This window comes from Rhodococcus sp. 5A-K4 (assembly GCF_046097995.1).
GTDB lineage: Bacteria > Actinomycetota > Actinomycetes > Mycobacteriales > Mycobacteriaceae > Rhodococcus_F > Rhodococcus_F erythropolis.
The window spans coordinates 164,858-189,766 of sequence record NZ_JBJURM010000001.1 but is presented as its reverse complement, the minus strand read 5'-3'; the positions used below and the strand labels follow the sequence as shown (position 1 = coordinate 189,766).

Genomic DNA, 24,909 nt, shown 5'->3' with positions numbered 1-24,909 from the left:
CGACGCTGAACGAATGTCCGAATTGTAGCGAGCCGACATGCATATCCTCTGGGTTCTGCTCGGAATCGTTGGGTATCACCGGATCCAGCAATCAGAGAAGGTGCCTGCGATTCCGATCGATCAGGAGGCAACCTCTTGGTCAGGTGAATCCGCAGTCTGCATCGCGGCTGCCGCCGCCAAATCATCGAAACTTGCTCGCAGTAGTTCGATGTAATGGTGGAGATCGGGCATGGTCGCGGTATCCGCGATGACGTTGAGGGTCAGTCCCCCACCTGCTGCGGCGACCATGAAATGCCGTAGCCCGTCGCCGTCAACCGGGGGCTGGGTTGCCAGCACGGCTGCACCCGGTGCACCGTTCAACGTCAGCCCTTCAACAGAGAGCGGAATATTGCTCACCATTGTGTGCTGGTAGCGGGGACGAGTGACATCGTGGGAATTCCTACTTCGCGCAAAAGCAATGAATCTCAGCAGGAATGCCGGCGCCGTTTCGATCGCGGCGTCCACACGGCGCGTGGCAGGGTGGGAAGTGCGTACCTTCTCCGAACGCGAGGATTGCGCGATGAGTGCCAATCGTTCCAGCGGCGCCGCAACGGACGTGTGCATATCGACTGACAAGGTCACCAGTTGATTGGCAGACTGCCACTCCTCGACCTTGCGCATCGAGCGAGGCACCATTGCCACCAAGGATCCCCCTGGCGGCTCACCATTTTCTGTCAGATACCGCGACAGCGCACCACCGACGATCGCCAGGAGAACATCGTTGACAGTGGCGCCTGGAACCGCGTGTTTGACCCCACCGATTACGGCACCGGGAAGGGTTAATTGCTGCAGCGTTCCCGATCCGCTGACTTTGCCGTTGAACCTGGTAGCCGGACGTTCGTTGAGGCTCTCGACCCATTCACCGGCCGATTGGGCCGCGTTCGCACTTCGTTGAGCAGCGCGATTCCCTGGAACGCTCAAGGCGAATCTGAACATCTGGCTGGGAATGCTCGCCAACGATTCGAGGAGTACACGCACCTTCAATAGTCGAGGTGCTGGAACGTGTCGGGCGGCTCGCTCTTCGCCCGAGAAGATGGATTCACCCAACATCCGGATTGCTATCCCATCCGCTGCGCTGTGGTGGGACTTGAGCACTACGGCGGTCAGCCTCCCGTCCAGATCGTCGAGACCTTCGATTCCGTTGAAGAAGTGCAACTCCCATGGCGGACGGGTCAAGTCCATCCGTGAAGTCATCAAAGCACTCAAAGGCTTCTCGAGTGACGCCCAACCAGGCTCCGTGAGGTCTGTGACGTGTACGTGGTCACGGATGTCGAAGTCATTGACTGGCATCCAGTACGGATGATCGAGTCCGAGCGGGATACGACCTACCTTGTGGGTGAACATGCGATGGTGGCCGAGCCGTGCGGTCACCCATTCGACTGCTTGCTCGCGCGAGAACTCCGACTCAGGGCGCTGAGAAGTATCGAAGAAATACACCCCTATCAAATGCCCCAGATGGCCGTCCGCCTCGTTGTAGATGAAATCGGCATCACGCGGGCTCAACCGCGCCAACTGCACCGCAAATTTGCTGGGCAATCGCATCGACACTACCTCGTCTCACTGCATCGGTAATCGTGACTGGAACTCGAAACCGAATGATCCCCGAGGCGTACGTCAGCCTCGGGGATCATTCGGACTCGGTGGCGTATTCCAATTCAGACTCCACCAAGAATTTCCTACTTCGGATTCTGAAGCATCTTGCTTCCGGCGGAGGTGAGGCCCGCTGTGTCGATAACCCATTGCACGATCGAAGTCAGGTATCTTTCAAGCATTGTGCATTTCCTTTCATCACACTGGGAAGGACGAAAGCGCGTTCAGGTATTTCCCGATCGTGCCCACGAGATCAACCGACCCGAAACTGACGAGATCGGACAGGTACGTCAATGATCCGTTCAACATTTCTTTCTCCTCTTCGGATTAGGTGCCGGCTATGGAGCCGAGGCCGGATTGGATCGATCCGGCTGACGCAGCGGATCCTGTGACACCCAGTTCAATGAAAGAAGAGATAGCTGCGAAAACTCCCTCGATGATTCCCTTGAGAGCCGCCAAAGGCAACTGGACCGAGTTCGCGTCGATGCTGCCGACCGCGTCGATCAAACTTGCTGTATCCACTGTACTTCCACACTCCTTGGAATTCGTTCGTTCGGGTTCTGAAAAGAAAACAGCGGAGTCCATCAGATCTGCGTGGCCGTTATCCAAACACGCGGGTCTTGACGATTCCGAATTACGGCAGAGGGGGAACCTGCCATCCCAGGTCGATCGACGACATTATCGGCGCGAAAATGATGCCCGCAATGACCGACTTGATCAACCCTCCCATTTCGCCTTCGAGCACATCAGCGACCGATCCCAAACTACCCATCATTCACTCCCACTGTCAGAAAGATCCTCGGAAATTGAAACTATCGATCAGCTGAGTTCGATAGCGGATACCAACGAGCCTGTGCCGGCCTCTACGCCCGGCAGCATCGACCCGCTCCATGTGTTGGCCAGCAGATCGGTGAACAATTGCGCAGTCGCTTGGAGGAACATGACGATCATACTGATTCCCACCCTTTCGTAGGTCTTGGATTACTCATAGGACGTTTACATCGGACCGCTTGCAGTAGCCCACAAAGAACTGGTCCGAGCAGCAGAGAGAGAGATTTTGCAAACCAGGTAACCGATATTCTTCGGGGCGTACGCGCCCTTTCGCGGCTGCGGGGTGACATCAAGGTAGTGCAGAAGAGCCCGATTTGGGGAACTTTCGGCTAAACATTTTGAAGCTTTCTGAAACCTGTTCCATTTTTGCAGGTCGCGGGCCCGAGCCGGCCACAATTTCTACTGAAATCCATCAACACACCGCACTCAATAGCTTCGGCAACGCGGCACTACACACTGCAACGTATCTGCCGACGAGTGCAATCGATCTGCCCACCAATACTTTTCGACGGCAACGCGCTGCAGTCGCCGCAGAGCAAAAGTACTAGTACTCGAGGAGGTACCCCTCCCGAAATACCGCCGAAAGTGCTAGCGCCCGTGTAGATCTCACACGGAACAGATTTGAACGTGCCCATGCGTCCGATCACCCCTGGGCATGCAGACCCTCCCAGCCAAATTGCCCTAGGGCGCGCTCCCACCTCACTTGAGAGCCGGAAGCGCCACATCGGTTGCGCGCACCCGATATTTAACTTCCTCCACAATATGGTTACCTTCATCCAGAAATTGAATGAAGGTAACCATTTCATTGGTGTGTACTAATACTGTCGATCACCAATCTTCGTTCAGGGGTGCAGGTCCCCACCCAAATCGTTGGTTGCCAACACACTTCCGATATCGGAGTCGGAGCGAGCACTGACATCAGTAGCGAGACACATTGTCGCGGCTTTTTGCTCGAAACCAAGGAAAGTTGCGACCGACGTGAAGGTCAGGAAGTTCTTCGAATTGGCATACTTTCCTGCATCACCATCACGGTTGATCTCCAGGTACAGATCGGCATCGTCAGTCTGATTGATCGTGATCCCGGGCTGAACGAAAGACGTTGTCGCTCCTGCTACCGCAGGCACGGTGATTCCACTCAAGAGCAGATAGGACCCCGTCGCGCTGGGCGCGAGGGTAGCGTCAACACGAGTGACGGCGGGCGTCCCTGTGTAGCCGCTTCCTGCAGTACCCACCGCGGCCGACACAAACTTGGACGTGTCGGTGATCTTGTACACCATTCGCACATTTTCAAGTCGCTTCATGGCAAAGGGGGTGGAGTTGTTGAAAACCTGCGTGCCTGGCTGCACATGAAAAGTGTTTGCCGTGGGATGCGTGACATTTTCAGTGAACGCGACCAAACTCTGGTGAACATTCGCAATTCCGGACGCTACCGGATCACCCATGCACGCCATGTTATCCGTGGTGGCAACCGTGTGAGCCGATGCGGGCGAAACTGCAGCAAGCACCAGCCCTATCGCAGCTGCGGGTATTGCGACGCTGGTAGCAATTTGACGAACAGCTGAATGACGCATCTTCTTCATCGTTCCTTCATCTCTCTCGAATTTAATTCCAGATTTCATCATGAAGTAATCCCCAATAAAAGGGATAGACGGATGAAGCAGTTGAAGGTATCAGGATATCTTCAACTACCGAAAGCATGCTTCACTCTCTCCGCAGCACACAATCACTGCTATCGAGAACCGAGCATGTGCATCAAACATTCGAAGAAACTGAATCAGAACCGCGCACCGGCCTGTTCGAATTTTGACGCCCGATCCGCGTTGCCCGAAGCGTCGACTCTGGGGGCTATGCGGCATTTGCGAGCGTAGACCATACTTCTGAAACGTGTACCAGTTTTCCTGGAGCAGCTCTAAACTCCCGAATTCTCGATAACATTAGCGAAAGCAAGGGTATCCGTTTAGCTAGACTTAAGTAGCAAGAAAATTCGCCGTCAAGGCCCAGAATATCCTACAAAAGTACGAACCTGAGGGCATTTATCGTGGCCTTACTACTTTTGTACGAACTTGAATTTGATCCGGAATCGGTGGACAGCCAAACAGCGCAATCGCGTCGCAGTAGTCGACAAAATGCCCGCATTATCTCCAGACAAGCAAAAGCCCGGCCCACCGAATGGTGGGCCGGGCTCTAGGAGCTAGGTGGAGATGGACTCAGAAGTCCATGCCGCCCATGCCGCCGGTCGGATCGCCTGCAGGCGCTCCGGCCTTCTCGGGCTTGTCAGCGACAACGGCTTCGGTCGTCAGGAACAGAGCCGCGATGGACGCTGCGTTCTGCAGTGCCGAGCGGGTGACCTTGACCGGGTCGTTGATGCCTGCAGCGAGCAGGTCGCCGTACTCGTTGGTCGCAGCGTTGAGGCCGTGACCTGCGGGCAGGTTGGAGACCTTGTCCGCAACAACGCCGGGCTCGAGGCCTGCGTTGAATGCGATCTGCTTGAGCGGAGCGGACAGTGCAACGCGAACGATGTTCGCGCCGGTTGCCTCGTCACCTTCGAGCTTGAGGTCGTCCAGTGCGGGAGCTGCCTGGAGAAGTGCAACGCCACCACCGGCGACGATGCCCTCTTCGACGGCTGCCTTTGCGTTACGCACTGCATCTTCGATGCGGTGCTTGCGCTCCTTGAGCTCGACCTCGGTAGCAGCGCCGGCCTTGATGACTGCAACGCCGCCGGCCAGCTTGGCCAGACGTTCCTGCAGCTTCTCACGGTCGTAATCCGAGTCGCTGTTCTCGATCTCGGCGCGGATCTGGCTGACACGACCGGCGATTGCGTCGGCGTCGCCGGCACCCTCGACGATGGTGGTCTCGTCCTTGGTGATGACGACCTTGCGTGCCTGGCCGAGGAGCTCGAGGCCTGCGGTCTCCAAGGAGAGTCCGACCTCTTCGCTGATGACCTCGCCACCGGTGAGGATGGCGATGTCGGCGAGCTGAGCCTTACGACGGTCACCGAAGCCGGGAGCCTTGACGGCAACAGACTTGAAGGTGCCACGGATCTTGTTGACCACGAGGGTGGAGAGAGCTTCGCCCTCGACGTCCTCGGCGATGATCAGGAGCGGCTTGCCGGACTGGATGACCTTCTCCAGCAGGGGCAGCAGGTCCTTGACCGTGGAGATCTTGGAGCTGACGAGCAGGATGTACGCGTCTTCGAGGACGGCTTCCTGACGCTCTGCATCGGTGGCGAAGTACGCCGAGATGTAGCCCTTGTCGAAGCGCATGCCCTCGGTGAGCTCGAGCTGCAGGCCGAAGGTGTTGGACTCCTCGACCGTGATGACGCCTTCCTTGCCGACCTTGTCCATAGCCTCGGCGATGAGCTCACCGATGGACGGGTCGCCGGCGGAAATACCGGCGGTAGCAGCGATCTGCTCCTTGGTGTCGATCTCCTTGGCGGTCTCGAGCAGGCGAGCTGTGACAGCCTCGACAGCCTTCTCGATGCCGCGCTTGAGGCCGAGCGGGTTCGCGCCGGCTGCGACGTTGCGCAGGCCTTCACGGACCAGAGCCTGTGCGAGAACGGTAGCGGTGGTGGTGCCGTCGCCAGCGACGTCGTCAGTCTTCTTGGCGACCTCCTTGACGAGCTCGGCGCCGATCTTCTCGTACGGGTCGTCGAGTTCGATCTCCTTGGCGATGGAAACACCATCGTTGGTGATCGTGGGGGCGCCCCACTTCTTTTCGAGAACGACGTTGCGACCCTTGGGGCCCAACGTCACCTTGACAGCGTCGGCGAGGGCGTTGAGGCCTCGCTCGAGGCCACGACGTGCCTCTTCGTCGAACGCGATGATCTTTGCCATTGCGAAGTGATCCTCCGGATAGGGGGTGACACACAAGGTGACCGCTCGTCGGGTCACCTCATCGGCACAAGGCGACCGTTTGACCAGTCACCTCATTACACGGGCGACCGATTTGCCTGGTCACCCATCTACGCCTGTGGTCTAGTCAGTGCCCGCGACGGACGACCGGGGGTGTCTATGGTTCCCGGTCTCACTGCCTCGACCTGGCACTCACGGTTCGCGAGTGCCAACTGCATTTTTAGCACTCGAGCGTGCCGAGTGCAAGGTTGAGCCTCAGCCCGCGATGCAGAACTGTCCGTTACTCAAATTGACCGCAAACGAGAGCACTCCGACGCAGTCGACGCCGTTGGCATCGGCCGTAGCGCCCGCTCCGTAACCGGCGATGGCGAAGGTGACGTTGCCGTCAGCCGCCCCGGCCCGCGCGATACCGCCGCCGAGCGCAAATGCCTGCGCCTGACCGTTACCGCGAGAAGCCCCCAGCGCGGTTCCGAAGCCGTTTGCATATGAATTGGAGTAGCCGTTGTCGGCGGCGACGCTCACAGCGGTACCGCTCTCGGCAGCACCGGCCTGCGAACGGCCGGCTCCGACGGACTGCGCGCCGCAGCTCGCGGTCTCGGAGACCTGGATGTCATTGGCCGACGGCGGCGAGACACACGTGACGGGGGCTGCCGAAGCAGCTCCCGCACCGGTCAGCGCCAGCCCGGCGGCGAGCCCCATACCTACAGTCATCACAGCCCCTGTTCTCGCCAGGCGGCCCCCCAACCGACTACTGGAAATTCCGCTGACTCGAGAGGATGAGCGACGGAACCAGACTGACGAGATCAAGGGCATAGAAAACTCCTTCGTGGAACAAGTTCATTGGATTCGGGCGCGAGAGTACCCGCTCGAGTGAAGTCCGTCACCCCCGCCTGGTCAAGCCTCGAGGACGACCCCGAGAAGGGCCGGAAGATCCGCGACCGAATCGATGACATGATCAGGCTTCTGAACCGACAGGTCGAGCACTGTTTGCCGAAACTTGCCTGTGCGCACCAGAACTCCGGTCAGGCCGACCCGCTGTGAGGAGAGGACGTCCCCGATCAGGTCGTCGCCGACCATCACCGTCGCCTCAGGTTCGACATGCATCAGCTCCGTGGCTGTCAGGAACCCCGTGAGAGACGGTTTACCCACTGCGGCGATATTTACACCTGCCACTTCCTCGAAGCCCGGCAAGTACGTTCCGGTGTCGATCCGAAGGCCGTCTACGGTCTCCCACATCATCCCGCGGTGCATCGCGACGACGGGCACACCGGCGAGCAGAAGTTCGAGCACTCGGCTCAGCGCCTCGTGGGTGAACTCCGGGCCGGCGCCGCCGAGAATCACGACCTCCGGATCGGCGTCGTCGAATTCGATTCCCTCGAGATCGGCAGACACGTCACCGTGATTGAGGACCCACGCCCGCGCGTCCGGGTAGGTCGCCCGCACGTACTCCCCTGTGAGCCTGGCGGCAGTAACTATCTGGCTCGCCTCGACCTCGATACCGGCGTCGCACAACCCCTGCGCGATGAGCGTCGAACTGCGCGAGGTTGTGTTGGTCAGAAATCCACAGGCCAATCCGCGCCGCCGAACTTCGCGTACTGCTTCCCCTGATCCCTCGATCGGCTGCCAGGACGTGAGCAGGACTCCGTCGATATCGAACAGAACACCTTCGATGTCGGCCATTGCACCAGCCTATATTCGCCATCGAGGTCCTGCCGAGGCGTCGTAACCCGAAATCCGTCGATCGCTCAGTAGGCTCCCACCCATGGACCTGCGCGACGACGACCTCTTCTCCGTTGCCGGTTCTCTGGCCGAATTGCTCGGCGCTCCCGTCACGATCGAGGACGAGAACTCGACTGTCCTCGCGTACTCCGGCGGCGAGCAGGCCGTGGACGAAGCTCGCATCGGCACGATCCTCGGCCGGCAGGTACCCAGCCGATTCCGCCAATTACTCTCCGATGCAGGAGTATTCGATCGCCTCCACCGAGAGAGCGACCCCATCTACGTCGATCTCGAAGACCCTGCGATCACGCCGCGACTGGTCATCGCAGTTCGCGAGAACGATCACCCCGTCGGCTCGATCTGGGTCGCACTCGCCGGAACACCGACGCCCACACAGGAATCGATACTTCGATCCGCGGTATCTGTCGTGGCCGAGAGAATCGCCTCGGAGCGTGACCGGGTCGACAGCACACGCCGTCGTCAATCCCAGCGCGTCCAAGCTCTGATCGGCGGTGGCGAACCCGCATTCCGCGCCGCAGACGACTTGCGGTTGGCAGGCCCGCTCACCGTCGTCGCCGTCGGAACCGTTGCGGGACCACTGCCGGCGGGGTTGGTCGCCTCTTTGAGCTTGTACCTCGACACTCTGGCCGTCGACGCCGTTGCCGCTCAACTGTCCGAGACCATCTACCTTGTCATCGCGACCGACGAGACCAACGCTCGCCGATTGTCCGCCGACTTCCTCACCCGCGCCCGTGGCCGCGAATTCCTGGCAGTGGCCGTCGGTCGGACAGTGAAGTCTGCAAGCGAATCACATCTTTCGCGCTCGGACGCCGACCATGTTCTCGGAGCGCTTCGTCATGGCCGGTCCGGCGGAACCGTCGCGGGAATGAGGGATACGTTGGCCTCCGTTCTCGCCCTGCACGTCGCCGACATCATCGACGGACTCGGCGACTCCACACCACTCGGAAGCCTCGAACGCCACGACTCTCAGCACGGCAGCGATCTGGTCGCGACGGCAAAGGCCTTTCTCGAGCACGGCGGTGACGTGGCGAATTCTTCTGCCGCACTGCATGTTCACCCCAACACGCTCCGCAACCGCCTGCGTCGAGGCAAGGAGATGTGCGGCGTCGACCTGACCGACGCCGACACCCGCTTGATTCTGATGCTGCAGTTCAAACTCGGTCGCTGAGCAGGCGCGGCGGTGCGTTGTGCGAATCCACAACGAGGTAGCTCCGACGATGGCCGAACGGCCAGTCCTTTTGCCGCCCCCGCGATTCATGCTTGAGAGAAGAGCCGGATGTGACCGGCGTCTCGGTTCGAGCAGAGTCTGTAGAAGGAGTGCGTCATGGGAACTCGTCAGAGCCCCGATCGTGTGGTCGTGGTCGGTGCGGGTGTTGTCGGATTGTCGACGGCCTGGTTCTTGCAGGAACGTGGAGTCGAGGTCACCGTCGTCGATCGCGACGGCGTCGCAGCCGACGCGAGCTGGGGCAACGCCGGTTGGCTTGCCCCCGCATTGACGCTTCCGCTGCCCGAACCCGCAGTGCTCCAATACGGCTTGCGCGCGATGCTCAGCCCGTCGTCCCCGGTGTACGTGCCACTGACCACCGATCTGAAGCTGATTCGGTTCCTGGTCGGGTTCGCGCGCCACTGCACTCCGTCGAAGTGGCAGGAAGCGATGTCGGTCTACACCGAGGTCAACCGAACAGCCTTGGGCGCGTACGACGAACTCGCCGACGGTGGCGTCAAAGAGCTGACCCGCCTTGCCGATCCTTTCCTCGCCGCGTTTGCGTCCGAGAAGGACCGACAGACCTTGGTGGACGAGTTCCATCACGTCGAAGCTGCCGGCGGCGAGGTCGACTTCGACCTCCTCGACTACGACGCGATTCATTCGCTCGAGCCTTCACTCGGCCAGGGTGTGAAAGCCGGTTTGCGTCTGCGTAATCAGCGTTTCATCGATCCCCCGTTATTCGTGAACTCGTTGGCGGACGCGGTTCGTGAACGCGGTGGAGAAATCGTCAGCGGTTTCGACGTCACGCAGATCGACGATCGGGTCGGCGGAGTCACTGTTCGCAGTGCACACGGTGATTCACGCGACGGCGACGCCGTGGTCATCTCGAGCGGTGCCCGCTTGAACAAGCTCGCAGCACCGTTCGGTGTGCGCAAACTGGTGCAGGCCGGACGCGGATACAGCTTCAGTGTCAAGCCCGAGCACCTCCCCAAGAACCCTGTGTATTTCCCCACCCAGCGCGTCGCATGCACTCCGTTGCACGATCGCTTCCGAGTGGCCGGAATGATGGAATTCCGCAGCCCTGACGCGCCGCTGGATCCGCGCCGCGTGCAGGCGATCATCGATGCGGCCAAGCCGATGCTCAGCGGCATCGACTGGACTGCACGGGAAGAGGAATGGGTGGGATCACGACCGTGCACTACCGACGGCTTGCCGTTGATCGGCGCCACGAAGTCGCCGCGGGTGCACGTCGCCGGTGGTCACGGAATGTGGGGAATCGCCCTGGGTCCGTTGACCGGAAAGATGGTGGCCGACTCGATGACCGGCGCTCAGACGCCGACCGTCATGCGCCACTTCGATCCGCTGCGCTGACAGCCGGTTTCACCCACTTGTAGTACGCGCCCGTCAGCAGAACCAGCCATCCGGCACCGACGAGCAGCGCAACTCGGGTATCGGCGATGACGCCGAGCAACACGATGACAAAAGCCAGGAACACGATCGCGAAGATCTGACCGTACGGCCACAGCGGCACTGGAAACTTCAGTGCCGCTGTTTCGTCTGCACTCATCTGAGCGCGGGAACGGAACTGCGAGAGCAGGATCATGATCCAGACGAAAATGGTGGCGAAGGTCGCCAGCGAGGCGATGACGAGGAACACCTGGTCCGGGATCAGGTAGTTGAGCAGTACTCCCACCAACAGGGCACCGGTCATGATGACAACAGTCATCCACGGAACACCGTTGGCGGAGACTCTCTTCATCACCTGCGGGGCCTGACCGGCATGCGACATTCCGAACATCATGCGACCCGCACCGAAAACGTCGCTGTTGATGGCGGACAGGGCCGCGGTGATGACAACGATGTTGAGGATCGATGCGGCCGTTCCCAATCCGAGGTTCTCGAAGATCTGGACGAACGGGCTGTTGTCGGAGTTGATGGTCTGCCACGGAATGATCGCCATGATGACGGCGAGGGTGCAGATGTAGAAGAGAATGATGCGCACCGGGACCGTGTTGACGGCTTTCCTGATGGTCTGCGCCGGATCCTCGGCTTCGCCCGCGGTGATACCGATGATCTCGGTGCCACCGAACGCGAACATGACGATCGCGAAACACGCGACGAATCCGCCGAAGCCCGTCGCGAAGAACCCGCCGTCCGACCAGAGGTGGCTGATTCCGGCATCGGTGTCGTGAACGCCGAATCCGAACACGATGATCGCGATGCCGCCGGCGATCATCGCGATGATGGCGGTGATCTTCACGAGCGTGAACCAGAATTCCAGTTCGCCGAACACCTTGACGCTCAACAGGTTTATCGCGCCGATGAAGAAGACGACAGCCAGAACCCAGATCCATCTCGGTACGTCCGGGAACCAGAACTGCATGTACAGGCCGAAGGCGGTGACGTCGGCGAGGCACACGATCACCATCTCGAACGTGTACGTCCACCCGGTCATGAAACCGGCGAGTGGTCCGAGGTGCTTGTTCGCGTACTCGCTGAACGAACCGGAAACCGGGTTACGGACCGCCATCTCGCCGAGCGCTCGCAACACCAGGTAGACCGCGATACCGCCGATCAGGTAGGCCAGGAGCACCGACGGGCCGGCTCGTTTGATGGCCTCGGCGCTGCCGTAGAACAGTCCGGTTCCGATGGCTGATCCGAGGGCGATGAAGCGGATATGGCGCGCTGTCAGCCCTCGCTTGAGGCCATCCTGCGTCGCGGCGTCGCTGTTCACTTCTCGGTACTCCAGTCGGATGGATCGTCATACGTGCGCGAACCATTGTCCGCTACCACCGCGCGTGTTCCCGCACGACCCTGTTGGACGGCCGTACAGTGACCTGACACACATGGTCCATTGACGGATCGCTTACGATCGACAAAAGTGTTTGTAACTTTACGTAGCATCAACTCGACTGGAGAGACTGTGTCCAACACCCTCGAAGCAAGCATCGACATCGACGCATCACCGCAGGACGTGTGGGCAATCGTCGCCGACCTGCAGCGCATGGGCGAATGGAGCCCCCAGTGCAAGGTGATGAAGGTAATCGGCGGGACCGTGCGTGAGGGTGCCAAGACGATCAACGTCAACCGCAAGGGCCTGCTGGTCTGGCCGACGTCGTCGAAGGTCGTTCGTTTCGAACCCAACAAGTCGGTGGCGTTCCGCATCGCGGAGAACCGCACGATCTGGTCCTACGAACTCGAGCCGACCGCTACCGGCACCAAAGTGACCGAGCGTCGCGAGGCTCCCACCGGAACGTCGAAGGTCTCGCAGTTCCTCGTCAAGACCGTCCTGGGCGGAAACGCCGACTTCGAGGTCGAGCTCGTCGAAGGCATGAATGCCACATTGAAGCGTGTGAAGAGCGAGGCCGAGGCGGCTGCACGCACCTCTGCTTGACCCTCGACCTGGTCGAGGCATCAGGATCCGTTCCATGGATCCCGTGATGACACAGATAGCGCAGGCACAAGAATTGGCGAGCTCCGGCGATCGAGCCGGGGCTCGCTCTGCGTTCGAGAAGGTGTGGGAAGAGATCAGCGCCGCCCCCGATGCGCTCCACATCGTCTCCCTCGCGCACTACATGGCCGACGTTCAAGACGATCCGGCTCAGGAGCTCTGCTGGGACCTGCGCGCCCTCGACGCTGCCGATTCGTTGACCGACGCGCGAGCCCAGGAACACCACGCATCGCTGCAGGTCGCCGGTTTCTATCCATCGCTGCACCTCAACCTGGCTGCCGACTACCGCAAACTCGGACGCGACACCGAGGCCGTCGAGCATCTGACGAAGGCCGAGGCGTCGGTCGGCACACTCGCCGACGACGGTTACGGCCGGATGATCAGGGGCGCTATCGAGCGACTGCGGGCAGAATTGATCCGTGACCACTAGTTCCGCCCTCCTGACGATCGGCGAGATGTCCCGGGCGTCGGCGCTCCCGATCAGCGCGCTGCGGTTCTACGACAAGGAAGGCGTGCTCGTCCCGCATTCCGTCGATCCGCACACCGGTTACCGCTGGTACACCGACGATCAGCTCCGCGACGCCCGCGTGATCGCCGGTATGCGGCGCGTCGGTGTTCCGATCCGCGACATGATGGCCGTCCTGACCGGGCCGGAACCCCATTCGTGCCTGGACGCCCATCTGCGCAACCTCGAGGACGGTCTCGCCGACGCCCGGGCCGAACTGGGGCGAATTCACCGGCTGATCGATTCGCTACCCGCCTCCGGCGGCGTGGACATCGACTCGTGGGATCTACGACGCGCACTCGACGCCGTGCTGTTCGCAGTGAACGAGGAATCGGAGTTCCCGATACTTCGCGGCGTCCACCTCGACATTCACGACGGCGTCGCTGCGTTTGTCACCACTGATCAGTTCCGGCTCGCGGTCGCCGAGGTGAAAGTTCACTCCGCTCTGACGGTGTCCGCTGTCGTTCCCGTGGCCTTCGCGCGATTGTTACGCGATGTCGCCGGCGTCGTGACGCTGACTTTCTCCGCGCGCACGGTGACTGCGTCGTATCCGGGAGGTGAGGTGTCCAGCCCACTGATCGAGGACGGCGAGTTCCCCGATCACCGAATCCTGCGCGAGCACCACGACGCTGTCGAACTGAGCGGCGACCAACTTGCCGCCCTGCTCAACGGCACCGGACACGGAGCCGTCGTCAGCATCGGCGAAGACGGTGGTGCCCGGGTGGATCCGGGTGGAATCGATCCCCGTGAGAGGTTCCGCGTACTGGTCGACCGGCAGCGAGTGCGCGACGCCGCCGCAGCCCAACCGGGGCGGCAACTGGTGATCCGAGTAAGCGGCGCGACGCTCCCGCTGGCGATACGCACGGGCGACTGTGTCGGGTACTACTCGTACTTGATGCCACTACAGCCCGTAGGAGAGAAGGCATTCACGTAATCTATGGATGCTCTACCACCCCGTACTGTCAGTGCGACCAGCAGAAGACCTACCGAGTAGTTAGAGGAGCCTGTGGCACGCCGACCCACACCCCCCGGAACCCCGCAACCCACCGGGATCGGACATATCGTCGATCTGGTTCGCCATGCGATTCCGCCACTTCATCCCGCCGGCCTGCCGTTCGTGCTGGCCCCGCTGGGAGTTGCAGCTCTGGGCCGCAACCGTAAGTGGGTGCGCCGAGCCGGTCTGACCACCGCCGCCGCATGCGCCACGTTCTTCCGTCACCCGCACCGGGTGCCGCCGAACCGCATCGGCGTCGTCGTCGCGCCCGCCGACGGCGAGGTGGCGTTGGTCGACAACGCCGTTCCGCCCGCCGAGCTCAATCTCGGAAGCGAGCCGCGCCCGCGCGTCAGCATCTTCCTGTCTGTTCTCGACGTGCATGTCCAGCGCAGCCCTGTCGGTGGAACGGTCAAAGAGGTCGTTCACCAGGCAGGCAAGTTCCTCTCCGCAGATCTCGCCGACGCCAGCGAGGTCAACGAGCGCAACAGCATGCTGATCGAAACCGCCGATGGTCACGACGTTGCGGTTGTCCAGATCGCGGGACTGCTCGCGCGCCGCATCGTCTGCTACGCCGGTGTCGGTGACGTCCTGCCGATCGGCGACACGTACGGACTGATCCGTTTCGGCTCACGCGTCGACACGTATTTCCCCGCCGGAACCACACTCCTGGTCGAGCCGGGACAACGCACGATCGGTGCTGAAACAGTTATCGCGCAACTGCCGTGAAGACGCCGAAGATGAAGTCAGCCGTGAAGAAGCCGGGAGCAGCCCAACCCGGCGCGAAGATGCCCAAACGCACCCAGGCTGTGCGGTTGCTGCCGTCCGTCATCACCATCCTGGCGCTGTGCGCCGGGCTGTCCGCCGTCAAATTCGCTCTCGACGGACAACCCGGTACCTCGCTCGCGATGATCGGCGCCGCTGCCGTCCTCGATTCACTCGACGGCCGCATCGCGCGACTGCTCGACGCCACCAGCAAGATCGGCGCCGAACTCGACTCACTGGCCGACTCCATCTCCTTCGGCGTCGCCCCGGCCCTGGTCCTGTACGTGACCTTGCTGGACGGCACCAGCATCGGCTGGATCATCGCGTTGATCTACGCGGTCAGCATCGTGTTGCGACTCGCACGTTTCAACACCCTGCTCGACGACGACGACGTCCCCGCGTATGCACGTGAGTACTTCGTCGGCGTTCCGGCTCCGGCCGGCGCACTCATCGCCCTCACTCCCCTGGCCGCGACGGCTCAGTGGGGTGACGGCTGGTGGTCTTCGCACTTCGTCGTCATCGTGTGGACGCTCTTCTCGGCTGCACTGATCGTCAGCCGCATCCCGACGCTGGCGATGAAGTCGGTATCCGTGCCGCCGCACATGGCGGCCGGCCTGCTCGTCCTGGTGACGTTGGCTGCGGCCGCACTCATCACCTACCCGTACATCCTGCTGATCGTTCTCATCGCGATCTACCTGGTGCACATCCCGTTTGCCGTGCACTCGAAGCGGTGGGTGGCAGCACGTCCCGAAACCTGGGACATCAAGCCTTCCGAACGCCGCGCGATCCGACGTCAACCCAACGTCGGTGGCCGCCGCTCGGCCGCTCGTCTCGGATTGCGGCGACCCCGCTAGTCCACGACGTACTCTCGAGAGGTGACTTCGCCGGAACTCGCCCTCACCGTTCGACTCAACACCTCTGCCGCCGACCTACGCCGCGGGGTAGTGCGCTTGCACCCCGAAGCGTTGGCGGCGTTGGGCATCCGCGAATGGGATGCCATCGCACTCATGGGAGCCCGCGGCACCGCGACCGTCGCGGGCCGTGCGCCCACCGGAACCCCGGCAGGCACGATCCTTCTCGACGACGTCACCATGTCGAACGTCGGCCTGACCGAGAACTCTTCCGTCGTGGTCGGTCCGGTGACGGTGTACGGAGCGCGATCCGTCTCCGTCACCGGCTCGTCCATGGCGACAAATTCGATCAGCTCGACGGTTCTGCGACAAGCCCTTCTGGGCAAGGTCGTCAGCGTCGGCGACACGGTCTCGCTCCTCCCCCGCGATCTCGGTCCGGGTACGAGCACTTCCGAAGCCACCCAAGCGCTTTCCCGCACCTTCGGCGTCGCGTGGACATCCGAACTGCTCACCGTCACGGCCGTCGAGCCTGCCGGTGGTCCGGTCAGCGTCCAGCCGAATTCGGCGGTCAACTGGGGTTCCGGCTCGGCGGGCACACTGACACCGAGTGCGCTTGTTTCCAGTCCGGCCGCCGTCGCGATCGAGCCTGCGCCGTCGGTTCCGCTGGATCACCTTGTCGGCGCGCAAGCGCAGGCAGCCAAGCTGACCGAGTGGCTCGGCCTGGCACTCGACGAACCAGAACTGCTCCGTACGCTCGGCGCCTCCCCGCACCTCGGCGTCCTCATCACGGGCCCCGCCGGCGTGGGCAAAGCCACGTTGGCCCGCTCGGTCCTGTCCTCGCGCAAACTGGTCGAACTCGACGGCCCGGGAGTCGGTGCCACCGAGGCGAATACCCGCCTGCAGCGAATCGTCGACGCCGTTGCTGCCGTGCGCGGCGGTGGTGTACTGCTGATCAGTGACATCGACGCTCTGCTTCCGGCCACCGCGGAACCGGTGTCCGCACTGATCCTCGAACAATTGCGCAGCGCCGTCGCAACCCCGGGCGTGGCATTCGTCGCGACCTCCGCCCATCCGGAGACCGTCGACGCGCGCCTTCGCGGCCAGGATCTCTGCGATCGAGAACTCGCACTTACCCTGCCGGACGGCGCAACTCGCAAGGCGTTGCTCGAACTCCTGCTCCGCCGCGTGCCCACCGGAACCCTCGAACTCGACGCCATCGCCTCGCGCGCACCCGGATTCGTGGTCGCCGACCTCGCGGCGCTCTGCCGTGAAGCTGCCTTGCGAGCGGCGACGCGGGCGTCCAAATCCGGTGATTCTCCGGAGATCACGCAGGAAGATCTTGTCGGGGCCCTCGAAGTGATTCGGCCACTGTCTCGTTCGAGTACCGAAGAACTGTCGATCGGCAGCGTCACCCTCGACGACGTCGGCGATATGGTCGAAACCAAACAGGCGCTCACCGAAGCGGTGCTGTGGCCGCTACAGCACCCCGACTCCTTCGCACGCCTCGGTGTCGACCCACCCCGCGGCGTGCTCCTCTACGGCCCTCCCGGCTGCGGTAAGACGTATCTCGTTCGTGCCCTTGCCAGCTCAGGTCACCTCAGCGTCCACGCCGTCAAAGGGGCAGAGCTGATGGACAAGTGGGTCGGCGCCTCCGAAAAGGCCGTGCGCGAGTTGTTCCAGCGCGCACGCGATTCGGCGCCCTCGCTGATCTTCCTCGACGAGATCGACGCCCTTGCACCGCGTCGTGGTCAAAGCTCCGACTCCGGAGTGTCGGATCGCGTCGTAGCCGCGTTGTTGACCGAACTCGACGGCGTCGAACCGCTACGCGACGTCGTGGTGTTGGGCGCAACCAATCGACCGGATCTGATCGACCCTGCCCTCCTGCGCCCCGGCAGACTCGAACGTCTCGTATTCGTACCGCCGCCGGATGCGGAGGCTCGCAAAGCGATTCTGCGTGCTTCCGGCAAGTCGGTACCGCTCGCCGAAGATGTCGATTTGGACATTCTGGCCGTCGATCTCGAGGGATACTCGGCAGCAGACTGCTCGGCTCTCCTGCGTGAGGCTGCACTCGCCGCCATGCGTCGGAGCATGGACGCGGCCGACGTGACGGCCGCGGACGTGGCAACCGCCCGTGAGAAGGTACGTCCCTCACTCGATCCCGAGCAGGTGGCACACCTACAGGCGTACGCGGACAACCGATAAGGACTGACCATGGCTGTTGATCTGGTTCTGTACGGCGACATCGTGACCATGCACGAGGAAGCACCGCGCGCCCAGGCGCTCGCCGTGACGGGCGGCCGGATCACGGCCGTCGGCGCGCGCATGGACGTCGAGGAACTGGTGGGGCCGGATACCCGCGTCGTCGACGTCGGAGGTGCCACTGTTCTGCCGGGGTTCATCGAGCCACACGGTCACCCTTTGGAAGAAGCCATCGTGCTCGGGCCTGACGTCGTCGACATTCGGCCTGTCACGATCGCCGAGGCGGATGCCGTAGTTGCTGCCGTCGTCGACACTGTTCGTTCGCGAGGTGCTGCCGGCGCTTCTTTGAACGGTTGGGACCCGTTGCTGCAGAAGGGCCTACCCGATCCGACCATCGACTGGCTGGACTCCGTAGCGCCGGAGTACCCCCTCGTGATCATGCACAACTCGGGACACGTCGCGTATTTCAACACGGCGGCAGCAGTGCAGGCCGGCATCACCCGCGATACCCCCGATCCGATCGGCGGATCGTACGGCCACGACGCGACGGGCGCACTCGACGGATCCGCGTACGAAATGCCCGCGGTGTTTGCAGTCGCGGGCCACGCAGTCACCATCGGTGACGACTTCCCCGCACTGGTGGCGGCCGAATGCGCCCGGCTGAACGCCGCCGGAATCACCACCATCGCCGAATTGTCGTTCGACCCAAAGATGCGGCCCGCCCTGGCAGCGATAGCCGACGCCGGACTGCTCACCACCCGCCTGCGGCTCTACGAGATGTCCAACGACGCGCGCACTACCGAGGCGTCACCGGGCGACGGAAACGACCTGGTGCGCCAGATCGGCATCAAGGTCTGGTCCGACGGTTCACCGTGGGTCGGCAACATCGCCACCAGCTTCCCGTATCTCGATACCGAAGCCACCCGCGCGCTCGGGATCGCCTGCACGCACGGGCACGCCAACTACACCGGCGAACAGATCCACGACATCAGTTCCGCCTACTTCGCCAAAGGGTGGCAGATGGCGTGCCACGCCCACGGCGACGACGCGATCACCATGGTTCTCGACGCGTGGGAGCAGCTACTGAAAGAGCATCCGCGGCCCGATCACCGGTTGCGTCTCGAACACGTCGGCGCGATGCGTCCGGATCAGTTCGCCCGCGCAGCGGAACTGGGCGTCACGGTCAGCATCTTCATCGACCACTTGCACTACTGGGGTGACGTTCTGGTGGATGATCTGTTCGGCCCCGAATACGGATCCGTCTGGGCCGCAGCAGGATCTGCACTCGCGGCCGGGCAACGGTTCACCTTCCACAACGACGGTCCCGTCACCCCCGCCAATCCGCTACGGAATATGCAGGACGCCGTCACCAGACTTTCGCCCAGCGGCCGCGTCGTGGCACCCCAGGAACGGATCCCCGTGGACGCCGCCGTGCGCGCCCATACGGTCAACGCCGCGTGGCAGCTGTTCAGCGAAGATCACATCGGGTCCATCTTTCCCGGCGCCTACGCGGATCTTGTTGTGCTGTCGGCAAATCCCCTCGACGTCGAGCCGACCAGGCTGGCCGACATCACGGTGCTCGCCACCATCCTGGAGGGTCGGACGGTGTACGGAGACCTGAGCGCGATCGGCTGATCTCGAACTCAAAGTAGTCCGTTTTGTCCCTGGCTCTCGAAAGTATGTTCGATTAAACTTTCGGTATGAACAGTCGGGAAGCATGGCAGCTGGATGGCGAGGGCCTCAAGGGTGAGGTTCTCGATCTGGTGCGTGTCCGGCACGAGTTGCAGTCGCGGATGGTGTTGCTGATCGTGGAAATGTTTTCCCGTGAGGTTCTCGGGGGGAAGGGTTTTCGGTCGATCGCGCAGTGGTTGCATGGTTCGACGAATTTGGAGATCGGTGAGTGCAGTCTGCTGGTCGGGTTGGCGCGGTTGTTGATGCTCGAACCTGTTGTGGGCGATGCGTTTCATCGTGGTGATGTGGATGCGTTGAAAGCGCGTCAGGTGGCGTCGTTTTGTCAGCATCCGCCGAAGAATATGACCCTGGCGGATGTGGACAAGGCCCGCGGGATCTTGTTGGGGTTGGCGTCGAAGAACATTGCGGATTGTGATGCGGTGCGGGCGGCGATTCGGCGGATCGAGAAGCAGTACGGCACGCGTGAGGACGGTGTTCCGGTCGGGGAAGATTCGGAGCGGAACGAGTTTTACGCCTCGAAAGGCTTGTACGGGCGTGTGTCTGTGAAGGGTGACTTGGATGCGGTGAACGGGGCGCGTCTGATCACGTTGTTGTCGAGTTTGTCTGCTCCGACGCCGGAGAGGGACGGCGTGAAGGACACGCGTACTCCTGCTTTACGGCGGGCGGATGGGTTTTGTGAATTGTTGCGCCGGTATGAGCGGGCGGGGTTGGGTCCGATCGAGGGCGGCGTGAAACCGCACATCACGGTGACCGCATCGGCGAAAGACATGACGGACCTGCAAGCGTTGAAAGACCTCCTGCCGTCGACGGAGGAACTCGGGTTCGCGTGGACGGATTGGGTGGGCCCGATCAGTATCGACACTGCCCGGATGCTGGCCTGCGACTGCACCGTGACGCGGATTTTGTTGGATGAGAATGGTGTTCCGCTCGACTGCGGCAAGGAAGCGAGAACGGCGACGGTGCCGCAGCGGCGGGCGTTGGCAGTTCGGGATGGTGGGTGTGCGTTCCCGGGGTGTGGGACACCGTCGGGGTGGTGCGATGCCCATCATATTGTTCACTGGGGTGATGGTGGCCCAACAGATCTCGACAATCTGATTCTGTTATGTGGTCATCACCATCGGACACTGCACCACACCGAGTGGCGTGTCGAGATCGGCCCGGATCGGAAGTCGGTGTTCTATCCGCCGATGTCGATCGATCCATATCAGCAGCCGATCGGCGGGAACAGCCCACCGACAGCAGCCTGAACGGGCACAAATTGAAAACGCGAGCACCGGGGCACGATCATGCCCCGGTGCTCATGCTGCGTTCCGTCATCTTCGCGGAGACGTACGGCCTACCAGCGGTTCCGAACCTCCTCGGCAAATCCGAGGAGATCTCGAACCACCACGGAGGTACCGTCGTCGAGGATCACTGTGCCGGAGAACTTTCCGAACACCTGATGCTGAATCGAACGCAGCACCCCGACATCGAAAGTCGCGGCACGGTCGATGATCGGCTCGAAAGTCATCTCGAAGCGACCATCGTTGCTCGAGAAGTTCCACGGAGCGCCGTCGTACGTTCCCTGCGGGATGCCGAAGTCGATCCTGTCCAGTTTGTGTGCCCGACCGCCGACAAACACGATGTTCTCGCTGGCCGCCGTCGTGTCGCCGAAGCCGTAACCGATGTTGAATCCGAACCGCTCGCCGTTCACCAGTCCGGATGCAGAACCCCAGTACCAGGTGTTGTCGTAAGTCCAGACTCCCCTGCCCCAATCGAGAACGCCGAACGAGTCTTCCGAGCGAAATGTGAAGTCGTCGCTCCCGATTCGCACGGTCCCGGCAGCGGGCAGGCAGTTGATCTTCTGGTTGTAGTAAAACGATCGGGACGCCTTCGGAAACGGTGTGGCGATCACCATCCGGTCATCGACAGGACCCGCCAGGAACAAATCGGCATGAAGGCCTCGCCCACCGTCGAAAGCCGGGTAGTCGACAATCAGGTGGCGCCCACCGTCCACATGGCGAAACTCGAAGCGAGCTTTACCTTTCGACACCACCACATCACCGTCGTCCGCGCTTTCGGGCAGACCGAGCCTTCCCATCGGGAACGGCAGCATCACGTTTTCGGTGATCTCGTGTGGTGTTCGGAAATCGAGCCAGGAGACTCCGAGCAAGCCCATGTACCCGTTGTCGGCGACGGTCAACGCGATGCCGTAATCCGCAGTGAGAACGCAGTAGTAGTCCCACTCCTTGATCCGGAACTTCGGAGCGGTGATCGCAGAGCGTCGATACTTGCGAATCTCCGATGGGGCCCAACCCGTCTCGACCAAATGTCCGCCATCGTCGAGAAGCGGGCCGGGCGACATCAGTGTCTGCATTCTTACTTCCAGCGTCCCAAGATCTCGTTCGCACGGTTGGCCAATGCCATCTGGAAGAACGGACCGAAGCTCACACGTGCCACTCCGAGCGGACCGAAACTTGCCGGATCGTCCTGGTCCGGAATTCCGATCGCATTGATCGGAAGTGGAAGTTCGGACGTCAGGCGGCGCTGGGTCGCGTCGTCATGCCGCCCGACGGGATAGAGAACGTCGGCGCCGGCGTCGGCCGCCAGCTTGAGGCGTGCGATGGCGCGATCGACACGATCGGACTCGTCACCGACCTGCTTCACGAACAGGTCGGTGCGCGCGTTGACGACAACGTGAACTCCGGCTGCGTCGGCGGCCTGACGAAGCCCACCCACGAAGTCGGCGTGCTCCTGCGCCTCACGCAAGCGTCCGCCTTCACTGTGAACGGTGTCCTCGATGTTGAGTCCGACAGCGCCGGCATCGATCAACCCGTCGATGAGAACTGCCGGCTCGAGCCCGTAACCACCCTCGATGTCCACCGAGATCGGGGCGTCGACCGCACCGGTGATCTGCTTGATCCGGTGCAGCAGTTCGTCGAAGGTGATGCCCTCGTTGTCCGGCTTGCCGATGGAATCGGAAACCGGGTGGCTGCCCACCGTCAGGGCTGCAAAACCGGCAGCCACCGCAAGATTCGCCGACCACGCGTCCCAGACCGTCGGGAGAATGACCGGGTTACCTGGCTGGTGCAACGCCAATAGAGCAGTTGCCTTGTCGTTGATCGAAGTCATGCGGTGGCTCCTCGAGATCGTGGGGTGTACCTCTCACCTACCGACTCTAGTGAGCGACCGGGCAGCCTGTGCTCTTGTAATCGACCTGGAACTCCTTGATGCCGTTGATCCAACCCGAGCGCAGACGGCGCGGATCACCGATCTTGGTGATGTCCGGGACGTTGTCGGCGATGGCGTTGAACATCAAGTCGATCTCCATGCGAGCGAGGTTTGCACCGATGCAGAAGTGCGCGCCCGTTCCGCCGAAGCCCAAGTGCGGATTGGGGTTACGAGTGATGTCGAACGTCATCGGGTTCTCGAACACGTCCTCGTCGAAGTTCGCGGAGCTGTACAGCATCACCACGCGCTGCCCCTTCTTGATCGACACTCCTGCCAGCTCGGTGTCCTCGAGCGCGGTGCGCTGGAACGCGGTGACCGGTGTCGCCCACCGGACGATCTCGTCGGCCGTCGTCTTGGGACGTTCCTTCTTGTACAGCTCCCACTGCTCGGGGTTGTCCAGGAACGCGATCATTCCGTGCGTGATGGCGTTGCGGGTGGTCTCGTTCCCTGCGACCGCCAGGATGAGCACGAAGAACCCGAACTCCTCCGGGCTCAAAGCGTCGCCGTCGATGTCGGCCTGGACCAGAGTCGTGACGATGTCATCTGCCGGACAGGTACGACGCGCGTCTGCCATTTGGTACGCGTATCCGAGGACCTCGGTGGACGCGACTGCCGGATCACCCTGGTATTCCGGGTCGTCGTAGCCCATCATCTCGTTGGACCACTTGAACAGCTTGTCCCGATCGTCCTGCGGTACACCGATCAGATCCGCGATCGCCTGGAGCGGCAGCTCGCTGGCAACCTGCTTCACAAAGTCGCCCGGGCCTTCGCTCACAGCGGTGTCGACGATGCTGCGCGCACGACGATCCAATTCGTCGCGCATGCCGTTGATCGCGCGCGGCGTGAACAGCTTCGAAATCAGCTTGCGGAGCTTGGTGTGCTCCGGCGCATCCTTGTTGAGCAGAAGATGCCGGAGCATCTCGACGGCCTCACGTGGCATGTCGTCGGCGAAACGCGCGATCGCGGTGTTCTCCCAGCTCGAGAACACATCGCTGCGCTGGCTGACCTCTTTGACGTCAGTGTGACGCGAGACCACCCAGTAGCCCTCGTCCTGGAATCCACCAACGGTCGGCGGCTGCTCACACCACCACACGGGCGCGCTTCGACGCAGTTCGGCGAATTCCTCGAAAGGGATCCGCTCCCCGAGGACAGCAGGATCGGTGACGTCGAATCCGGCCGGTAGGTCAGGCGTGCGAGTTGTGTCCGAGATGGTCATGGCGTCCTCTGATCGGTCGATTGTGCGCTACACCACAGAGTAGCTTTCACTAACGGGCTGTCAAGTGAAAGACGGAGAGTCTCGTGCAACTGACCCGTGAGAGCCCCCGCGGCACTAGGATCCCGGTAATGACAGATACCTCCGGCAGACTGACGCTGCGAGAGAAGCAGAAGCAGCGAACCCGCGCAGACCTCGTGGATGCTGCCGGCGCGCTCTTCACCGAACGCGGATACGCGGCTGTCACCGTCGAGGACATCGCCGGCCGGGTCGGTTGCAGCCGCGCCACCTTCTACCTGCACTTCCCCGGCAAGATCGACATACTCAAGGCCCTCGGCTCGAACACGGTCGTATCCAGCACGCTCGCGATATTCCAGGATCTCGACCACGTACTCGATTCCGGTTCGCGCGAAGAATTCGCCGGCTGGATCAACCGCGCTCTCGACTGGTGCCGCGATCACCACCACATGATGCGGGCGTGGGACGAGGCCATGGTCCTCGAACCCGAATTCCGAACACTGGCACGCGAAGGCATCTCCGCACTGCCCAACGCGATGCCGTCGTACCTGGCACGCTGGCCGCAGAGCCGACACGACGAGGCGAAACTCCGGGTCGAGCTCCTGCTGACACAGATCGAGCGCTTCTTCATTCGGTGGGCGGAACAGGGCGCGATCACCGCGGGTGCGGACGTCGCAGCAGACGTTCTCACCGACATCTGGTTTCCGGCACTCACGCCGCCCACGACCGATGTTGCGGCGCCGCGATAGGTTGGCC

Annotated in this window: 22 protein-coding genes; 11 read left to right on the top strand and 11 right to left on the bottom strand. The window is 62.0% G+C overall.

The features are described from left to right. Nucleotides 1–120: 120 nt before the first annotated feature. The 7 genes from ACKAMS_RS00840 to ACKAMS_RS00810 all read right to left on the bottom strand — a co-directional run bounded on the left by ACKAMS_RS00840 (nt 121) and on the right by ACKAMS_RS00810 (nt 7,991). Entirely contained in the window at nt 121–1,581 is a 1,461-nt protein-coding gene (locus tag ACKAMS_RS00840) for a wax ester/triacylglycerol synthase domain-containing protein (RefSeq protein ID WP_408988497.1), read from the bottom strand. Between the two features lie 375 nt (nt 1,582–1,956). Further along, a complete protein-coding gene (locus ACKAMS_RS00835) occupies nt 1,957–2,151 on the bottom strand; it encodes a hypothetical protein (protein WP_020723597.1) in 195 nt (64 codons plus the stop codon). Between the two features lie 297 nt (nt 2,152–2,448). Then, entirely contained in the window at nt 2,449–2,580 is a 132-nt protein-coding gene (locus ACKAMS_RS00830; protein WP_255246887.1) for a hypothetical protein, read from the bottom strand. 722 nt (nt 2,581–3,302) lie between these two features. Next, nucleotides 3,303–4,082, bottom strand: a complete 780-nt coding sequence (locus ACKAMS_RS00825) for a hypothetical protein (RefSeq protein WP_157920620.1) — start codon at nt 4,080–4,082, stop codon at nt 3,303–3,305. A gap of 585 nt (nt 4,083–4,667) precedes the next feature. Further along, nucleotides 4,668–6,293 (bottom strand): chaperonin GroEL, encoded by a 1,626-nt coding sequence (gene groL / locus ACKAMS_RS00820; protein WP_003941476.1) that lies wholly within the window; start codon nt 6,291–6,293, stop codon nt 4,668–4,670. A gap of 273 nt (nt 6,294–6,566) precedes the next feature. Next, complete coding sequence (locus tag ACKAMS_RS00815) at nt 6,567–7,124, bottom strand: DUF6764 family protein (RefSeq protein WP_019744475.1); 558 nt, start codon at nt 7,122–7,124, stop codon at nt 6,567–6,569. A gap of 81 nt (nt 7,125–7,205) precedes the next feature. After that, a complete protein-coding gene (locus tag ACKAMS_RS00810; RefSeq protein WP_211917916.1) occupies nt 7,206–7,991 on the bottom strand; it encodes an HAD-IIA family hydrolase in 786 nt (261 codons plus the stop codon). Between the two features lie 82 nt (nt 7,992–8,073). On the opposite strand from ACKAMS_RS00810, the gene ACKAMS_RS00805 reads away from it, so the two are divergent. Both ACKAMS_RS00805 and ACKAMS_RS00800 read left to right on the top strand, forming a co-directional pair. Next, nucleotides 8,074–9,219: a CdaR family transcriptional regulator gene (locus ACKAMS_RS00805; RefSeq protein ID WP_021343354.1), complete on the top strand. Its 1,146-nt coding sequence runs from the start codon at nt 8,074–8,076 to the stop codon at nt 9,217–9,219. Nucleotides 9,220–9,375: 156 nt separating this feature from the next. After that, complete coding sequence (locus ACKAMS_RS00800) at nt 9,376–10,629, top strand: FAD-binding oxidoreductase (protein ID WP_007733715.1); 1,254 nt, start codon at nt 9,376–9,378, stop codon at nt 10,627–10,629. On the opposite strand, the gene ACKAMS_RS00795 is transcribed toward ACKAMS_RS00800, so the two are convergent. Continuing rightward, nucleotides 10,601–11,992 (bottom strand): amino acid permease, encoded by a 1,392-nt coding sequence (locus ACKAMS_RS00795; RefSeq protein WP_019744479.1) that lies wholly within the window; start codon nt 11,990–11,992, stop codon nt 10,601–10,603. The genes ACKAMS_RS00800 and ACKAMS_RS00795 overlap by 29 nt on opposite strands. Nucleotides 11,993–12,181: 189 nt before the next feature. Here ACKAMS_RS00795 and ACKAMS_RS00790 point away from each other — a divergent pair, with 189 nt between their 5' ends. The 8 genes from ACKAMS_RS00790 to ACKAMS_RS00755 all read left to right on the top strand — a co-directional run bounded on the left by ACKAMS_RS00790 (nt 12,182) and on the right by ACKAMS_RS00755 (nt 20,959). After that, nucleotides 12,182–12,652 (top strand): SRPBCC family protein, encoded by a 471-nt coding sequence (locus tag ACKAMS_RS00790; protein ID WP_003941500.1) that lies wholly within the window; start codon nt 12,182–12,184, stop codon nt 12,650–12,652. A gap of 34 nt (nt 12,653–12,686) precedes the next feature. Then, nucleotides 12,687–13,139 carry a hypothetical protein gene (locus ACKAMS_RS00785; protein ID WP_003941524.1) on the top strand — a complete coding sequence of 151 codons (453 nt, stop codon included), beginning with the start codon at nt 12,687–12,689 and terminating at the stop codon, nt 13,137–13,139. Then, nucleotides 13,129–14,148: a MerR family DNA-binding transcriptional regulator gene (locus ACKAMS_RS00780; protein WP_408988496.1), complete on the top strand. Its 1,020-nt coding sequence runs from the start codon at nt 13,129–13,131 to the stop codon at nt 14,146–14,148. The genes ACKAMS_RS00785 and ACKAMS_RS00780 overlap by 11 nt, the downstream gene beginning before the upstream one ends. 72 nt (nt 14,149–14,220) lie before the next feature. After that, the gene (locus tag ACKAMS_RS00775; protein ID WP_003941540.1) at nt 14,221–14,934 is read left to right on the top strand and encodes a phosphatidylserine decarboxylase; all 714 of its coding nucleotides are present in this window, start codon (nt 14,221–14,223) and stop codon (nt 14,932–14,934) included. 59 nt (nt 14,935–14,993) lie between these two features. Next, nucleotides 14,994–15,824, top strand: coding sequence for a phosphatidylcholine/phosphatidylserine synthase (locus ACKAMS_RS00770; protein WP_029254795.1), 831 nt, complete (start codon nt 14,994–14,996; stop codon nt 15,822–15,824). A 21-nt stretch (nt 15,825–15,845) separates the two neighbouring features. Continuing rightward, entirely contained in the window at nt 15,846–18,023 is a 2,178-nt protein-coding gene (locus tag ACKAMS_RS00765; protein WP_003941536.1) for an AAA family ATPase, read from the top strand. Nucleotides 18,024–18,032: 9 nt separating this feature from the next. Further along, entirely contained in the window at nt 18,033–19,655 is a 1,623-nt protein-coding gene (locus ACKAMS_RS00760; RefSeq protein WP_408988495.1) for an amidohydrolase, read from the top strand. A gap of 65 nt (nt 19,656–19,720) precedes the next feature. After that, nucleotides 19,721–20,959, top strand: coding sequence for a DUF222 domain-containing protein (locus ACKAMS_RS00755; protein ID WP_408988494.1), 1,239 nt, complete (start codon nt 19,721–19,723; stop codon nt 20,957–20,959). Between the two features lie 89 nt (nt 20,960–21,048). Here ACKAMS_RS00755 and ACKAMS_RS00750 read toward each other — a convergent pair whose 3' ends face one another. The 3 genes from ACKAMS_RS00750 to ACKAMS_RS00740 are packed head-to-tail and all read right to left on the bottom strand — an operon-like array spanning nt 21,049 to nt 24,138. Continuing rightward, complete coding sequence (locus tag ACKAMS_RS00750) at nt 21,049–22,068, bottom strand: DUF2804 domain-containing protein (protein WP_408988493.1); 1,020 nt, start codon at nt 22,066–22,068, stop codon at nt 21,049–21,051. 2 nt (nt 22,069–22,070) lie between these two features. After that, nucleotides 22,071–22,823 carry an isocitrate lyase/phosphoenolpyruvate mutase family protein gene (locus ACKAMS_RS00745; protein ID WP_007730096.1) on the bottom strand — a complete coding sequence of 251 codons (753 nt, stop codon included), beginning with the start codon at nt 22,821–22,823 and terminating at the stop codon, nt 22,071–22,073. 46 nt (nt 22,824–22,869) lie between these two features. Then, complete coding sequence (locus ACKAMS_RS00740) at nt 22,870–24,138, bottom strand: cytochrome P450 (protein WP_408988492.1); 1,269 nt, start codon at nt 24,136–24,138, stop codon at nt 22,870–22,872. Between the two features lie 128 nt (nt 24,139–24,266). Between ACKAMS_RS00740 and ACKAMS_RS00735 the strand changes: the two genes are divergently transcribed. Beyond that, complete coding sequence (locus ACKAMS_RS00735; protein WP_020968862.1) at nt 24,267–24,902, top strand: TetR/AcrR family transcriptional regulator; 636 nt, start codon at nt 24,267–24,269, stop codon at nt 24,900–24,902. Nucleotides 24,903–24,909 lie beyond the last annotated feature (7 nt).

Coding starts and splice junctions, on each gene's coding strand:
- ACKAMS_RS00735 (WP_020968862.1), top strand. CDS start 24,267: ATGACAGATACCTCCGGCAGACTGACGCTGCGAGAGAAGCAGAAGCAG.
- ACKAMS_RS00840 (WP_408988497.1), bottom strand. CDS start 1,581: ATGCGATTGCCCAGCAAATTTGCGGTGCAGTTGGCGCGGTTGAGCCCG.
- ACKAMS_RS00805 (WP_021343354.1), top strand. CDS start 8,074: ATGGACCTGCGCGACGACGACCTCTTCTCCGTTGCCGGTTCTCTGGCC.
- ACKAMS_RS00745 (WP_007730096.1), bottom strand. CDS start 22,823: ATGACTTCGATCAACGACAAGGCAACTGCTCTATTGGCGTTGCACCAG.
- ACKAMS_RS00750 (WP_408988493.1), bottom strand. CDS start 22,068: ATGCAGACACTGATGTCGCCCGGCCCGCTTCTCGACGATGGCGGACAT.
- ACKAMS_RS00825 (WP_157920620.1), bottom strand. CDS start 4,082: ATGATGAAATCTGGAATTAAATTCGAGAGAGATGAAGGAACGATGAAG.
- ACKAMS_RS00760 (WP_408988495.1), top strand. CDS start 18,033: ATGGCTGTTGATCTGGTTCTGTACGGCGACATCGTGACCATGCACGAG.
- groL (WP_003941476.1), bottom strand. CDS start 6,293: ATGGCAAAGATCATCGCGTTCGACGAAGAGGCACGTCGTGGCCTCGAG.
- ACKAMS_RS00830 (WP_255246887.1), bottom strand. CDS start 2,580: ATGATCGTCATGTTCCTCCAAGCGACTGCGCAATTGTTCACCGATCTG.
- ACKAMS_RS00815 (WP_019744475.1), bottom strand. CDS start 7,124: ATGCCCTTGATCTCGTCAGTCTGGTTCCGTCGCTCATCCTCTCGAGTC.
- ACKAMS_RS00810 (WP_211917916.1), bottom strand. CDS start 7,991: ATGGCCGACATCGAAGGTGTTCTGTTCGATATCGACGGAGTCCTGCTC.
- ACKAMS_RS00755 (WP_408988494.1), top strand. CDS start 19,721: ATGAACAGTCGGGAAGCATGGCAGCTGGATGGCGAGGGCCTCAAGGGT.
- ACKAMS_RS00800 (WP_007733715.1), top strand. CDS start 9,376: ATGGGAACTCGTCAGAGCCCCGATCGTGTGGTCGTGGTCGGTGCGGGT.
- ACKAMS_RS00770 (WP_029254795.1), top strand. CDS start 14,994: ATGCCCAAACGCACCCAGGCTGTGCGGTTGCTGCCGTCCGTCATCACC.
- ACKAMS_RS00785 (WP_003941524.1), top strand. CDS start 12,687: ATGGATCCCGTGATGACACAGATAGCGCAGGCACAAGAATTGGCGAGC.
- ACKAMS_RS00740 (WP_408988492.1), bottom strand. CDS start 24,138: ATGACCATCTCGGACACAACTCGCACGCCTGACCTACCGGCCGGATTC.